The sequence below is a fragment of the Sphingomonas sp. CFBP 13733 genome, from assembly GCF_014841795.1.
GTDB classification, from domain to species: Bacteria; Pseudomonadota; Alphaproteobacteria; order Sphingomonadales; family Sphingomonadaceae; genus Sphingomonas; species Sphingomonas aerolata.
On sequence record NZ_JACYUP010000001.1, the window covers coordinates 180,664 to 195,321 of the forward strand.

The window sequence follows — 14,658 nt, forward strand, 5'->3', positions numbered from 1 at the left end:
CTGCGGACCGGTATCGTCGATCGAACCGGAAACGGCAGCACGGCCGATGCCGCCGACGCGGTGATCGTGCCCAACGGCGTCGGCCAGTTCAACAATGTCGGCGATCGCCGCCGCATCGGCATTTCCGCGGCAGTCCAGTGGAAGCCTGCCGACAATCTCGAAGTCTATGGCCAGTTCGACTATGCCAACTACAAGTTCAACCAGGTCGGCTATCTCGTCTACCCGTTCGGCCGCGGCGGTGCGCCGATCACGCCGGGGCCGGCGAGCAGCTTCACGTTCGACGAGAATGGCGAGTTCCAGAGCGGCACGTTCCAGAACGTGTTCGTCGAGGGCAATACCTATCGCAGCGATCGCCGCTCGAAGACCGCATCCTATTCGGGCGGGCTCAAGTTCAATCCGACGAGCCAGCTCACGCTGACAACGGATGTCAGCTATGTCGACAGCCGCACGAAGACGGAGTTCTTCGCGCTCGGCGTTGGCAGCGACCAGCCCAACACGCTCAGCGTCGACATTACCGGCAAACTGCCCGTGATCGGCGTGACCGGGGCAGGGTCGCCCAGCTTCCTCACCGATCCGGCGAACTTTTCCTATCTCTACATCCTCGATTCCAGCAGCCGCAGCCACAACGACCAATGGTCGGTACGGCAGGACGTCGAATATGAGACGGATGGCGGCTTCTTCACGTCGATCAAGGCGGGTGTGCGGTACACCAAGCTGAACGCGGTCGTCGAAAATCCGGTGTTCGGCTATGTCGACCTGTTCGATACGCCACGCGTGCCGCGTACGCCGCTCTCGGCGATCCCCGGCTATTACAATCCCGTGCCGGTGAAGAACTTCTTCCGCGGCGATGCGGCTGGGCTCGGCAGCTTCCTGATCCCGCCGTTCGACGTGATCCGCGGCGATCTGAACGCGGTGCGCCAGACCTTCGCCTCCTATTATCCCAACGGGCAGGTCGCCGTTCCGGAATATCTGCCGACTGGTCGTAACGACGTCTCGGAACAGACGATCGGCGGCTATTGGGTCGCGCGGTTCAAGTCCGAGACCATCCTGCCGTTCGACGGCAATCTCGGTGTGCGCATCGTGAATACCAAGACCAATGTCGCCGGCTTCCAGACGCCGTCGGGCGGTCCGACGATTCCGATCGACCAGACCAACAGCTACACCTCGGTGCTGCCGAGCCTGAACATCCGCTTCCCGATCACCGAGACGTTGCAGCTGCGCCTGGCCGCGTCGAAGGGCCTGACGCGACCGGATTACAACCTGCTGAACTCGGTCCTGACGTTCGATCCCGTCAGCCGGCGGGGCTCGTCGGGCAATCCCGATCTGAAGCCGCTGCGCGCCGATCAGCTCGACGTCTCGTTCGAATGGTATTTCAACAAGACCAGCTCGGTCTACGCAGCCGCATTCTACAAGGCGGTCAACGGCTTCATCGCGCGTGTGGACGATCCGGTGGTGATCGACGGCACGCAGTATCAGATCAACCGGCCGGTCAACGGCGCGAACGGCAAGATCAAGGGGTTCGAGATCGGCTATCAGCAGTTCTTCGATTTCCTGCCGGGGCCGCTGTCGGGCTTCGGGGTGCAGGCAAACTACACCTATGTAGACTCCAAGGCGCCCAATCCGAGCGCCGGTGCGATCCCCGGCGCGCCGATCTCGGTGCCGCTCGAGGGGCTGTCGAAGAACAGCTACAATCTGGTCGGCATCTACGAGAAATACGGCCTGTCGGCGCGCGTCGCATACAATTGGCGCGACGATTACGTCCGCACCACGTCGGCCAGCGGGACGGGCAATCTGCCGATCTACGACCGGGCGTTCGGCCAGCTCGACGCCTCGATCAGCTACGACGTCACGCCCAACATCACCGCGTCGGTGGATGCCACCAACCTGCTCAACACGCGGCGTGAGACGTTCTTCGGGTTGGACAGCCGGCCGCGCGACTATTCGGTCGTCGATCGCCGTTTCGGCGCGACGCTCCGCGTAAACTACTGACCGGCCGAAGCCCGGGGGGCTCGAAAGACTCCTGGGCTTCAGGTGCGATCCCGTGTGCTGTCGCGACCCGAACCTGTAGCACAGCACCGCGATCGGCGACGTGGGGTTGCAATGCCCTCACCAAGGCGCCCACCAGTGTCCGACTGATGCGAACGCCAGCATTGACGGTGCAACGAACGGGGCCCGCCCGGCAGCGATGGATAGGAAGCCAGAGATGACGGATGCGCACGAGACGGGTCGGCTGAACCGGCGGCATTTCCTGGGAAGCGGAACCGCGATCGGCGTGGCGCTGGCCACGGACGGTGTCGCGCAGGCTGCACCGGTGCGGGCGCCAGCGATCGGCGCATTGCCGATGCCGGCGACCCGCGAAGATCTGCCGCTGCACCCGCCGGTCGAGGATCCCAGCCGGCTGCTGCTCGATCGCAGCTGGCGCTTCCATATCGGCGATATCCCGATGCCGGAAATCCGCGGCCATGGCTGGTCCTACAACAGCGCCAAGGCGGGGCAGGCGCAGGGTGCGGCGGCGATGCAATATGACGATTCGGACTGGCCCGAGGTCGATCTGCCGCACGATTGGGCATCGACGATGCCGTTCGAGGAAAGTGCCAATGTCTCGCAGGGCTATCGCCGGCGCGGCTTCGGCTGGTACCGGCGCGCGCTGCGGCTCGATCCGGCGGACCGGGGGCGGTATCTGGAGCTGCAGTTCGGGGGGATCGCGACGAATGCGACGATCTGGTTCAATGGATCGATCGTCGCGCACAACTGGAGCGGCTATAACTCGGTCTATGTCGACATCACCGATCTGGCGCGGTTCGGCGACGATCTGAACAGTATCGTCGTGCGGGTCGATGCGCAGACGATGGAGGGCTGGTGGTACGAGGGCGCCGGGCTGTACCGCCATGTCTGGCTGGCGAAACGCGATGCGACCTACATCACGACCGATGGCATCCACGCCGACCCGCGCCGCGCCGCCGATGGCAGTTGGAGCGTCCCCGTCACCGCGACGCTCGGCAATATCGGCAAGATCCCGGCCGAGGCGAGCATCGAGGTGTCGCTGATCGATCCCGACGGCCGCACGATCGCGACGCAGACCGCCGCGGCGCGTCTGCCGTCGCTGAAGCCGGGCAGCGCGACGCTGTCCATCCCGGTCCCCGCGCCGCGGCTATGGTCGATCGACACGCCGACGCTCTACACGCTGCGGACGCGGCTGATGCGCGGCGGCAAGGCCGTCGACGAACGCACGCTGCGGATCGGGTTTCGCACGCTGCGCTTCGACGCCGCGACGGGCTTCCATCTCAACGACCGTCCGCTCAAGATCAAGGGTACGTGCAACCACCAGGATCACGCCGGTGTCGGCGTGGCGGTGCCCGATGCGCTGTGGGACTGGCGATTGCGGCGCCTGAAGGACCTGGGATGCAACGCGATCCGCTTCGCGCACAGCGCGATCGCGACCGAGGTGCTCGACGCGTGCGACCGGCTCGGCTTCCTGGTGATGAGCGAGAACCGCAACTTCAACACCAGCCCCGATTACATCGACCAGCTCGAATGGCTGGTGCGTCGCGATCGCAACCGGCCGAGCGTGTTCATGTGGTCGGTGTTCAACGAGGAACCGATGCAGGGGACGCCCGCCGGTTACGAAATGGTCCGCCGCATGTCGGTCGCGGTGAAGGCGCTCGACGACAGCCGACCGGTCACCGCGGCGATGAACAGCGGGATGTTTGCGCCGGTCAATGTCAGCCAGGCGGTCGACGTGGTCGGCTTCAACTATCAGCGCGACCAGTATGACCGGTTCCACGCCGCCAACCCGACGCTGCCGCTGACGAGTTCGGAGGACACCAGCAGTTTCATGACGCGCGGGGCGTGGGAGACCGACCGCGCCGCGCACGTGATGGCGTCCTATGACGAGGAACCGGCGGACTGGGGCAGCACCCACCGCGAGGGCTGGAAATCGGTCGCCGAGCGGCCGTTCGTCGCGGGGACGTTCGTGTGGACCGGGTTCGATTATCGCGGTGAGCCAACCCCCTTCGAATGGCCGTCCGCGGGCAGCTATTTCGGGATCATGGACCTGTGCGGCTTTCCGAAGATGGCCTTCTATCTGCACCGCGCGCAGTGGGTCGACGACGTGCCGCTGCTCGATCTGATGCCGCACTGGAACTGGCCTGGCCGCGAGGGGCAGGCGATCAAGGTGATGGCGCTGACCAATGTCGAATCCGTGCGGCTGATGCTCGATGGCCGTCTGATCGGCGAGCAGAAGGTCGATCGCTACACGATGCCGAGCTGGCAGGTGGCCTATGCGCCGGGCCGGCTCGAGGCGATCGGCTATCGCGGCGGACGCGAGGTCGCGCGCAGCGTGGTCGAGACGACCGGCGCGGTGGTGGCGCTGCGGATCACGCCCGACCGGCGTGCGATGGCGGCGGATGGCGAGGACGTGCAGCCCTATACGATCGACGCCGTCGATGCGCGCGGGCGGCATGTGCCGACCGCCAATCTCGACGTGACCTTCGCGGTCAGCGGCGGGACGATCATCGGCCTCGGCAATGGCGATCCCGTCAGCCACGAAGCCGAACAGGGCAATCGTCGGCGCCTGTTCAACGGCCTGGCGCAGGTGATCGTTCGCGCGGGCGGCGGCGGCGCGGGCACCGTCAAGCTCTCGGCCAGCGCGGCGGGATTGCGCCCGGCCATCAGCATTGTGCGTCGCCTCGCCACGCCGGCCCGTCCGTTCGTCGCGCCCGCCCGCATGACGCTGACGGTGCAGGACTGGCGGCAGTTGCCCGCCGCCACCGCCAAGCCGTCGCCCGACATCGTGCTGGCGGACAATGACATGAACAGCTGGCTGTATGTCCGCGCGGGTGAGATCCAGCCGCCGCAGGGCAGTGGCCGCTGGACCGTGCTGCGCGCCAAGCTCACCCCGCACCGCGGCACGCGCGAACGGGGCGGGACGATCGTATTCAAGGATCTGGTCGGGCGCGGCGAAATCTGGATCGACGGCAAGCGCGCCGCGACGAAGCCCGATTTCGCCGCCGCCACATTGCGCGCCGCCTTTCCGCCAGGACCCGGCGAGCGGACCGTCACCCTCCTGCTCGAAAGCGATGGCACGGTCGCATCGGGCCTGGGCGGCCTCGTCTTCGTCGAGGACTGATCCGTGCCGGCTTTCCCGTTTTTCGTTCGAGGTACTGCATCATGATCTTCCGCCCCTCCCGCACACTCGCCGGCCTGACCCTCGCCGCCGCACTGTTCACCGGCACCGCGCACGCGCAGACCGCGACCGAGGTACCCAGGTTGGTGACCCGCGACAGGCATCACGCGCTGATGGTCGATGGCGCGCCGTGGCTGATGCTCGGCGCGCAGGTCAATAATTCGAGCAATTATCCGGCGATGCTGCCCAAGGTCTGGCCGACGATCCACGCGATGCACGCCAACACCGTCGAGGTGCCGATCGCTTGGGAGCAGATCGAGCGGACCGAGGGGCAGTTCGACTTTTCCTTCCTCGACCAGTTGCTTGCCGAGGCGCGCCAGAACAAGGTGCGCCTCGTCCTTTTGTGGTTCGCGACGTGGAAGAATACCTCGCCCAATTATGCGCCCGCCTGGGTCAAGCTCGACAACGCGCGGTTCCCGCGGATGACCAACGCCAAGGGCGAGACGCATTATGCGCTGTCGCCGCTCCATCGGTCGACGCTGGAGGCGGACAAGCGCGCCTTCGTCAAGCTGATGCAGCATCTGAAGGCCGCCGATCCGCAGAACACCGTCATCATGGTCCAGCCCGAGAATGAGGCCGGCACCTATGGCAGCGTCCGTGATTTCTCGCCGGTCGCGCAGAAGCTGTTCGACGGTCCGGTCCCGGCGGCGTTGCTGAAAAAGTTCCGCAAGTCCGCGGGCAGCTGGAAACAGGTGTTCGGCGCCGATGCCGACGAGTATTTCCACGCCTGGTCGATCGCCCGCTACATCGAGGAGATCGCGGCGGCGGGCAAGGCGGTGAAGCCGGTGCCGATGTACGTCAACGCCTCGCTCGCCTCGGCCTTCGGACGGCAGGCGGCAACGACCTATTCGAGCGGTGGGCCGATCCATCACGTGATCGACGTGTACAAGGCCGCGGCGCCGTCGCTCGATCTGGTCGCGCCCGATATCTATGCGCGCGATCATGCCGCGTATCTCGAATATCTGAAGCTCTACGGCCGTGCCGACAACGCCCTGCTGATCCCGGAGACGGGAAATGCGCCCGAGTTCGCACGGTATTTCTATCCGGTCGTCGGGATGGGCGGGCTCGGCTTCGCGCCGTTCGGCATGGACGATAGCGGCTATTACAACTTCCCGCTCGGTGCGAAGACGCTGGACGCGCCGACGATGGAGCTGTTCGCGCGCAACTACCGCGTGTTCGAGCCGATGATGCGGGAATGGGCCCGGCTGGCCTTTGCCGGCAAGACCTGGGGCGTGGCCGAGCCGACCGACCCCAAGGCCGAGCACAGGCAGGTCATGGACCTCGGCAAGTACCGCGCCACCGCGACGTTCGGCCAGTATCAGTTCGGCACCGACAAGCCGACCGGCAACCCGCAACCGACCGGCGGTCTGGCTATCGCCGAGATCGGCCCCGACGAATATCTCGTGACCGGGTTCGATACGCGGGTCTCGTTCGCGCTGGCGGATGCGAACAGCGGACGTTCGATGCTCTACGATCGGGTCGAGGAGGGGCATTACGACGCGCAGGGGCACTGGGTGTTCGACCGTGTGCTGAACGGCGATCAGACCGACTACGGGATCAACTTCACCGATCGCGCGCAGGTGCTCCATGTCAAACTTGGCAGCTACAAGGGCAATCCGGTCATCCCGGTCGGCAATCCGAATTAGGGCCCACCGCGGTCGTCAGATCGGGGCATGTTCGATGCCCGGCCGCGAGACCCGTCATCTTATTGGAACCATGTCATAATCGTTGGATCGAAAGCTATCGTCGGCCAGATCGGTTGTTCAACATCCTGTTAACTGGCGACCATTGAGAACAGCCCAAATGGAGGGCTGTTTTATCATGATTTACCGTAAGATGACGAGCAGGGTTCTGGGCATTGCGGTCGGCATGATCGCGGCGTCTGGCGGGGCGACATCGGCACATGCACAAACCGCCAGCGGCACGATCGGTGTGTCCCTGAACATCCTCGCGGCCTGTGCGGTGAATGGCGGCAACAGCGCCGCGACCATGGGGCGGATCGGGACGATCGCCTTTGCCGATCAGTCGGGCGTCTTCGGCAACGCCGATGCGACGATGGTCGCGCAAGGCAGCACGAATGCGGTCACGGTGTTGTGCACGCCGGGCCTAGCGCCGAAAGTCACGGTCGGGGCGGGCGCGAACGACGCGGGTAATGTCCGTCAGCTGGCCTATCTGGGGCAGACCGTCGCGTATCGGCTGTATACGGACGCGTCGCGGCAGGACGAAATCACCATCGGCAGGCAGATCAGCCTGGGTACCGCGGCCACCTCGGCGTTGACGCTGCCGATCTTTGCCCGCGCGTCGAGCAATGGCCTGGCGCTGCCGGCGGGCACCTATACCGACACGGTACAGGTGACGCTCAGCTGGTAGCGGCGGTGCGCGCCGTCCGGGTTCTCTTCGCGCTATCGGCGATCGCAAGCTGTGCTTCCGGGAGCATGGCCGAGACCAGCCGCACGTTCAGGGTAGGGGCGGTCATCGCCAATGGTTGCGCGGTCAGCGCCGAGACGGGGGGCAGTTGGGGATCGATCGACCTCGGGTCGGTGAACGGGGTCGATGGGGGAGCCGCGCAAGGCAGCCTGGTCACCGCGGTTGCCGCCGGATTGCAGATCGACTGCACCCCGGGAATGAGCGTCACCCTCACCGCGGACAATGGCAGTCAGCCGTCCAACGGGGTGCGCCAACTCGTCCATGCAACCCGGCCTGCCGATCGCATGCCCTATCAGTTGTTCGCGAATGGCAGTCAGACGCCCTGGACGTCGCAGGCGATCGCGCTGGCATTCCCGCTCGGCACGTCGCGACTGTCCGTTCCCGTACAGGCCCGTGCCGTCGTCCAGCGCGGCGTGGCGGCGGGGCGATATTCCGATGTGGTTCGCATCACCGTCACCTGGTGATGCAGCAAGGACAAGTCATGAAGATCCTGCGTATGTTGACCGCCATCGTCTCGCCGCTCCTCCTGCTGCCAGGCACAAGTCGCGCCGCGGCGGTCATCATCTGGCCGGTCGATCCGAAAATCGCCGCCACCGAGCGTGCGACCGCGCTGTGGATCGAGAACAAGGGCAACGAGCCGATCACGATGCAGGTCCGGACTTTGCGCTGGTCGCAGGGTCCGCAGGGCGATCTGTACGACGATCAGGACGAGGTCGTCGCCAGCCCGCCGATCGCAGTCATCCCGGCGGGGGAACGGCAGATGATCCGTGTGCTGCGGCGCGAGCGACCTGCCGCCGCGGCGAACGACCAGTCTGGCCCGGGGGAGCGCAGCTACCGCCTGTTGATCGACGAAATCCCCACCGCCAACGCGCCGAATGCGAGCCGGTTGCCGGCGGCCGAGCTTGCGGTACAGATGCGCTATTCGGTGCCGCTCTTCACCTATGCGGGGTCCGTCAACGCGGCCACGCCCGAACTGACCGCGACGGTGGAACGGAGCGGCAGCGGTCGGATGCTGGCGATCCGCAATACCGGCATGCTGCATGCGCGCCTTGTCGATATCCGGACGGCGGACGACAAGAAGACCAGTCTTGCTTCGGGGCTCGCTGGCTATGTCCTGGCGGGTCAGACGATGCGCTGGCCGGTGCCGGAAGGCGTCCCGGACACCAGTCCGCTGGTGGCAAACGTCAATGGCGCCGATCAGCGCATTGCCGCGCGTTGATCCGTCCGACACGCCATGATCCGCGGTGCGCTCCTGCTGACGACCATGCTGGTCTGCCTGCCACAAATGGCACGCGCGGGTGACCCGGTGCAGCAGCTGTTCGTCGAGCTGGTCGTGAACGGCCGTGCCACCGGTGACCTGGTGCCGCTGCGGATCGTCGGCACACGCATGCTCGTGCCGGCCGAGGCGCTCAGCCGAAATGGCGTGACGCTCGAGGGGGAGGGCGGCGGGACGGAGCGCGACGTCGCGTCGCTGCCGCACACCCGCGCCCGCTATGACGCCGCGCTCCAGACGCTCCATCTCGAAACCGCGCCCGACTATCTGCCGACCACCCGGATCGCTGCGGGTGGACGACCCCGCGCCGCCACGCTCGCCAGCTGGGGCGCGATGGTCAACTACCAGTTCTACGCGCAGCGCGTCGACGGCGGCTCCCTTGCATCTTTATGGTCCGAACAGCGGGTCTTCGGGCCGGTCGCGACGCTCTCCAATTCCGGCGTGCTGCGGCTCGGGTCCGGCATCGGCGGCTATCTGCGCTACGATACGCATGCGAAAATCATCAACGAGGATCGCGCGCTGACCGTCACGGCGGGTGACCTGATCACGCGGTCCTTGCCCTGGAGCACGTCCGTCCGGCTGGGTGGCCTGCAGCTCACGCGCGATTTCAATACGCGGCCGGACCTGTTGACGATGCCGCTGCCGAGCTTTGCGGGCAAGGCTGCGGTACCGTCGGCGGTGGACCTGTTCGTCGACGGCTATCGGCAGCAGGGTGCAGACGTCGCGCCCGGTCGGTTCGTGCTGCAGGATGTCCCGGTGATCAACGGCGCTGGCGAGGCCGTGATCGTCACGACGGACGCCGTGGGCCGACAGATCGCGACCACGATTCCCTTCTACGTCTCGTCGACGCTGCTGCGCGCCGGGCTCACCGATTTCGCAGCCGAAGCCGGCGCCATCCGCCAAGGCTATGGCATCCGCAACTTCGATTACGGCACGCTCGCCGCCAATGGCTCGATCCGACGCGGCATGACGTCGTTCCTGACGCTCGAGGCGCATGCCGAGGCGACTGCCCGGCTTCGGCAGATCGGGGGCGGGCTCGTGGTGGCGCCGTGGCGATTTGGCACCGTCGCGCTGTCGGTCAGTGCGTCGCGTTCGGGGCAGGCCGCGGGTCATCGCTGGTCGCTCGGCTACAGCTATACCGCGCGTCACTTCAGCGTTGCCGCGCAATATGACGATCGCAGCAGGGGCTTTCGCGAGCTCGCCAGCTTCGACCTTGCAAATCCCGCGACACGGCGGCGAACCTATCGCGCGATCGCCAACGTCAATCTGGCGCGGTTGGGCACATTGGGGGCTGCGTATATTTCGGGGCGGACCTTGGGATCGGTCGACGAACTCACGCTGCGTTCGCGCCTGCTGTCCTTGTCCTATGGTCGTCCGGTCGGATCGCGGGCGAACCTGTTCGTGACTGCGGATCGCGATTTCGAACGGGGCGCGACCAGCGCCCAGCTGCGCCTGTTCATCCCGTTCGGACGCAATGCGGCCAGCGGCGGTATCAGCCGTTCGGCCGGGCGCAATCTCTATCAGGTCGGTTACACCCGGGCGACGCCGACCGATGGCGGCCTTGGCATCGACGCCGGGATAGCAGCGGCGAGCCGGGGGCCCGCATCGGGGCAGGTGACCGGGACATGGCGCGCGCCCTTCATCGAAGTGCAGGCCGGGGGCGCGACGGCCCAGGCGCGCAGCTCGGCCTGGATCGGCGCATCGGGTTCGATCGTGGCGATGGACGGCGGCCTGTTCGTCGCCAATCAGGCGAGCGATGCCTTCGCGGTCGTCGAGACTGGCGTGGCGGGCGTTGGCGTCAGCTATGAAAACCAGCCGGTCGGCGTGACGAACCGCAAGGGCCATCTCTTCGTGCCCAATGTCGTGCCCTATCTTCCCGTCCGCTTCGCGATCGATACGCTGTCGCTGTCGGAGAACCATGTCGCATCCGCGGTGGAGCAGCGGGTTGCCGTGCGACAGGGTAGCGGCGCCGTCGTGCGTCTGAACGTTCGCATGACGCGCAACATCCTCGCCGTGCTCGTCGACAGCACCGGGGCGGCGCTCAAGCCGGGCGGTCGCGTCCGGCGTGAGGGACATCCCGATGTCGCCATTGGCTGGGACGGCATCGCGTATCTGGAGGATGTCGGCGAACAGGTGTCGCTCTCCGCGCTGACGTCGGACGGGACGGTGTGCCAGGCGACGTTCGGCGTCTCCGCAGACGTCGCGGCGCTGTCACGGATAGGACCGGTCTCGTGCCGGTGATGGTGTCGCTGCGGCTGTTCTTCGCACTGGTGGTCCTGAGCATCGTCACGGGCCCTGCATTCGCCGCCTGCACGACATCGTCCGGGGCACTCACCTTCTCGCCGGTGTCGTCGTACGACGTGCGAGGGGGCACGGTGCCGCAGGTTGCCGGATCCGCCGGTCTTTCCTGTACGGGGTCCGTGCTGACCCTGATCGGCGGCAATTCGGCGCGCGCGACCATCACCAGCCTCAACCAGTTTCGCCTGGTCAAAGGCGCCGACGCGATCGCCTATCAGGTGTCGGCAGATGCCAGCGGCACCACGCCGTTCACGCAAGGATCGACCGTCAACTATATGAGCGGCAGCCTGCTGGCGCTGCAGGGCGGTGGAAGCAGTTTTACCACGCCATTGTTCGCGCGTTTGACGGCGGCTCCCAATGTGGCTGCCGGGACGTATAGCGACACACTGACGGTGCAGTGGGACTATAGCGTCTGCAACGGGGTGAATGTGCTGAGCCTTGTCTGTTCGGGCTATGACAGTGGCAAGGTCGTCGTAACGCTTCAGGTGACGCTGGTGGTCGGCAACGACTGCAAGATCACCGCGCCCGACCTGTCCTTCGGCAGTGCGGCGCTCGTCACGCAGTTCGGTGCGGTGACCTCGGCCGTCCAGATCGATTGTACCCGCGACGCCGTCTACCGGATCGGCTTTACACCCGGCGGTGCCGGTACCGGTGCGGCGTGGCGGCAGATGACCAGCGGCGCGGGTGCGACGTTGCAGTATCAGATCTATCATGCGGATGGCGTCACCGTCTGGAACGAAGCCAACCCGCTTACCGGCGCAAGTCCCGGAACGGGCAGCCTGACCCCGGTCAGGACCTATCCCTATGTCGCCAGAATCAATCAGGCGCAGGTCACGCCAGCGGCTGGAAGCTACCAGGACGCCGTTAGTGTGGTCGTGACATTCTGATCGATCAGCCACTAACATGTGGCGGCGAGCATTTCGATCGCTGCATGGCGCATCACGCGGGGCGGATGATCTCGCCGATACGAAGCTCAGACAGGCCGAGCCAGTGCGCCATCCGCTCCAACTCGATCTGGAGCCGGGGCAGCGTCTCGCCGGGCGCCCCCGGTTCGAGCGTTATGCGTTTTGCCAGCAGCACGCCCGCTTGCCGGTCCGCCTTGAGATCGACCCGCGCGACCAACGCCTCGTCCATCAGGAAGGGCAGCACATAATAGCCGTGGGTGCGTTGCGCCTGCGGCACATAGATCGCGATACGGTACCGGAAGCCGAACAGGCGTTCGGTGCGGCCGCGTTCCCAGATCAGCGGATCGAAGGGCGCCAGCAAGGCCGCCCCGCGCACCCGGCGGGGCACCGCGGCGTCACGGTGCAGCCAGACCTTCTGGCTCCAGCCGTCCACGCGGACGGGCACCAACGCCTGATCCTCGACCAGATCGGCAATGGCATGATCCGCCTCGACGGGCTTCAGCCGGAAATAATCACGCAGCTCGGCGGCGGTCGCGATGCCGAGCGCGCGGGCGCTCCGATCGATCAGCGCCCGCTGCGCCTCGGTAACGCTTGGCGTGGGCATGGCGAGCACGGCAGGGGGCAGGACACGCTCGGGCAGGTCATAGACCCGCGCGAAACTGCCCCGCCGTGTCGCCGTGGTGATCCGGCCCGACCAGAACAGCCATTCCAGCGCGTGTTTGACGTCGCTCCATTCCCACCAGCCGCTGCGGCTCGCCCCGTTTTCGAAATCGGCGGCGGTCAGGGGGCCCTCGGCCGCGATGCGGGTCAATATGGCGTCGGCTTCGCTACGATGCTCTGTCGCAAAGCGGCGAAGCGCGGCGTAGCCGATCTCGCCTCGCTCAGCGCGGGCCATCCGCCATCGCAGCAGCGGATGAAGCTCGAGCGGCAGCAGCGACGCCTCATGCGCCCAATATTCGAAGAACCGGCGATGCGGCTTTGGACCCCAGGCGGCGCGCTCGAGCAGCGCCCGGTCGTAGCCGCCAAGCCGGGAAAACAGCGGCAGGTAATGCGCGCGGGCCAGCACGTTGACGCTGTCGATCTGAAGAAGCCCCGTCCGATCGGCGGCCTTGTGGAGATGCGCCGCCGTGACCCGAGGCGGCGGCGGTCGGCCGAACCCTTGGGCTGCAAGCGCAATGCGGCGCGCATCGGCCTGCGAGATGATCATGTGGTGATGATGGTCGCAAAGGACAGCGACGGTCAATGTTACCCTGGCTGCCCGCGCCGGGCTACAGCGTACTCCGTGTGATCCGGGTGCTGCGGGGCGCACAGGCAATCGCGGAACGCCACGAGCGCCTTTGTCGCTACTGGTCGGCGACCTTGATCTCGGTAATTTCCGCGTTTGAAAGACCTGGTTTTTCCGTGCGGAGATAGTGGAGGAGTTCGCTGATCTCCCGCGCATCGAACCGGAGGTCGAGATCGTCCATATGGATGTCGACGGAACGCTGCCGCGCCTCCGACAGACCAGCGACGATATCGACGCATGCCTCGAGCGTTCCGCGTCCGACTTCCGTCGGTGTCGCGCCGGCGGACGATGCGTCAGCGAAGATCCGGGCCGGCTCGCTCAAGGGGTAGGTGGTCATGACTGTCGCGTCCGTCGTCTACGGGGCAGGGCATCGCCCGCCGGGGTGAGCCGGCGGGCGATCATTTCAGGCGTCTTCGGCGTCGATGTTGACGCTCGTCTCGGCGAGCTTCGTCATATATTCGTCGCCACCGTAAATGTCCTTGGTGGCCGCGTTCAGCGCCTTGTGATCATCCTTGAGACCCAGCGCCTTGGCATAGGCTGCGGCTGTGCCGAAGCCGGCGATGCCGTAATGCGTCATCCGCTGATATTGGGCGATGATCATGACATCGAGCAACGGACCCTTTTCCGGACCCTCTTCGAGGACGTGCTTGGTGGCTTCGGCAACCAGCCCTTCCATGCCCTTGCAATGCTCCTTGGAGACCTTCTCGTCGTTCGACGCGATCAGCCCCTTGAGGAGATCGGTATGCTTCTCGATATCCGCCTGCGACTTGGTCAGCATGTCCTTCAGCGCGCCATCGCTGGCCTTCGACGTGATCTTCTTCAGAACCTTCTTCATCTGATCATTCGCCGACCACAGGTCCTTCAGCTCGTCGGTGTAGATGTCTTTCAGATCTTCGGGTGCAGACATGGGATACTCCTTGCTGGTGTACGGGACAGACATGCCTGGTGGCGTGATTGACGTTGAATAAGGGGGGGGCGTGCCGTCCAGGCGTCAGCCCGCGCCACCCGCCTGACCGCCACCATGATAGGCGATGTCCGTCTGGCCGCCCTGCGACGCGGGGCTAGTATCGGCGTCGGTCTTGCCTTCGTGCGGGTTGAGATAGGCGCCGCCCGCGCTTTCACCGCCGTCGCTGCGACCGTGAACGCGGCCGGCAGTATCGCTGCGAGGCGACTCCGAGACGCCATCCGGCGCGCCCTTGCTCGCGGGATTGCCCGGGACGGGGGTATGAACCTTGTCGCTCATGGAAACTCCTCGTGACGGTCGTGGATAGGAAGCGGCCACCCC

Annotated in this window: 12 protein-coding genes; 8 read left to right on the forward strand and 4 right to left on the reverse strand. The window is 65.9% G+C overall.

All coding sequences use genetic code 11. From position 1 onward, the window contains the following. Positions 1-12: 12 nt before the first annotated feature. The 8 genes from IFT71_RS00670 to IFT71_RS00705 all read left to right on the forward strand — a co-directional run bounded on the left by IFT71_RS00670 (position 13) and on the right by IFT71_RS00705 (position 12,070). The gene (locus IFT71_RS00670; RefSeq protein ID WP_342212590.1) at positions 13-1,989 is read left to right on the forward strand and encodes a TonB-dependent receptor; all 1,977 of its coding nucleotides are present in this window, start codon (positions 13-15) and stop codon (positions 1,987-1,989) included. A gap of 214 nt (positions 1,990-2,203) precedes the next feature. Then, positions 2,204-5,128, forward strand: a complete 2,925-nt coding sequence (gene galA / locus IFT71_RS00675; protein WP_192138789.1) for a beta-galactosidase GalA — start codon at positions 2,204-2,206, stop codon at positions 5,126-5,128. A gap of 41 nt (positions 5,129-5,169) precedes the next feature. Next, positions 5,170-6,831 (forward strand): DUF5597 domain-containing protein, encoded by a 1,662-nt coding sequence (locus IFT71_RS00680; RefSeq protein ID WP_192138790.1) that lies wholly within the window; start codon positions 5,170-5,172, stop codon positions 6,829-6,831. Between the two features lie 190 nt (positions 6,832-7,021). Next, complete coding sequence (locus tag IFT71_RS00685) at positions 7,022-7,555, forward strand: Csu type fimbrial protein (RefSeq protein ID WP_192138791.1); 534 nt, start codon at positions 7,022-7,024, stop codon at positions 7,553-7,555. 65 nt (positions 7,556-7,620) lie between these two features. Next, positions 7,621-8,076 (forward strand): spore coat protein U domain-containing protein, encoded by a 456-nt coding sequence (locus tag IFT71_RS00690; protein ID WP_159511816.1) that lies wholly within the window; start codon positions 7,621-7,623, stop codon positions 8,074-8,076. A 17-nt stretch (positions 8,077-8,093) separates the two neighbouring features. Continuing rightward, positions 8,094-8,831, forward strand: coding sequence for a fimbrial biogenesis chaperone (locus tag IFT71_RS00695; RefSeq protein WP_159511817.1), 738 nt, complete (start codon positions 8,094-8,096; stop codon positions 8,829-8,831). Between the two features lie 15 nt (positions 8,832-8,846). After that, positions 8,847-11,126, forward strand: coding sequence for a fimbria/pilus outer membrane usher protein (locus IFT71_RS00700; protein ID WP_192138792.1), 2,280 nt, complete (start codon positions 8,847-8,849; stop codon positions 11,124-11,126). After that, positions 11,126-12,070 carry a Csu type fimbrial protein gene (locus IFT71_RS00705; protein ID WP_244654723.1) on the forward strand — a complete coding sequence of 315 codons (945 nt, stop codon included), beginning with the start codon at positions 11,126-11,128 and terminating at the stop codon, positions 12,068-12,070. The genes IFT71_RS00700 and IFT71_RS00705 overlap by 1 nt, the downstream gene beginning before the upstream one ends. Before the next feature lie 52 nt (positions 12,071-12,122). Here IFT71_RS00705 and IFT71_RS00710 read toward each other — a convergent pair whose 3' ends face one another. The 4 genes from IFT71_RS00710 to IFT71_RS00725 form a co-directional block, all read right to left on the reverse strand. Beyond that, on the reverse strand, positions 12,123-13,295 hold the full coding sequence (locus IFT71_RS00710) for a winged helix-turn-helix domain-containing protein (protein ID WP_192138794.1): 1,173 nt from the start codon (positions 13,293-13,295) through the stop codon (positions 12,123-12,125). Between the two features lie 136 nt (positions 13,296-13,431). Next, positions 13,432-13,710 (reverse strand): hypothetical protein, encoded by a 279-nt coding sequence (locus tag IFT71_RS00715; RefSeq protein WP_192138795.1) that lies wholly within the window; start codon positions 13,708-13,710, stop codon positions 13,432-13,434. A gap of 66 nt (positions 13,711-13,776) precedes the next feature. Then, a complete protein-coding gene (locus tag IFT71_RS00720) occupies positions 13,777-14,280 on the reverse strand; it encodes a ferritin-like domain-containing protein (RefSeq protein WP_192138796.1) in 504 nt (167 codons plus the stop codon). A gap of 84 nt (positions 14,281-14,364) precedes the next feature. Next, a complete protein-coding gene (locus IFT71_RS00725; protein WP_192138797.1) occupies positions 14,365-14,616 on the reverse strand; it encodes a hypothetical protein in 252 nt (83 codons plus the stop codon). Between the last annotated feature and the right edge of the window lie 42 nt (positions 14,617-14,658).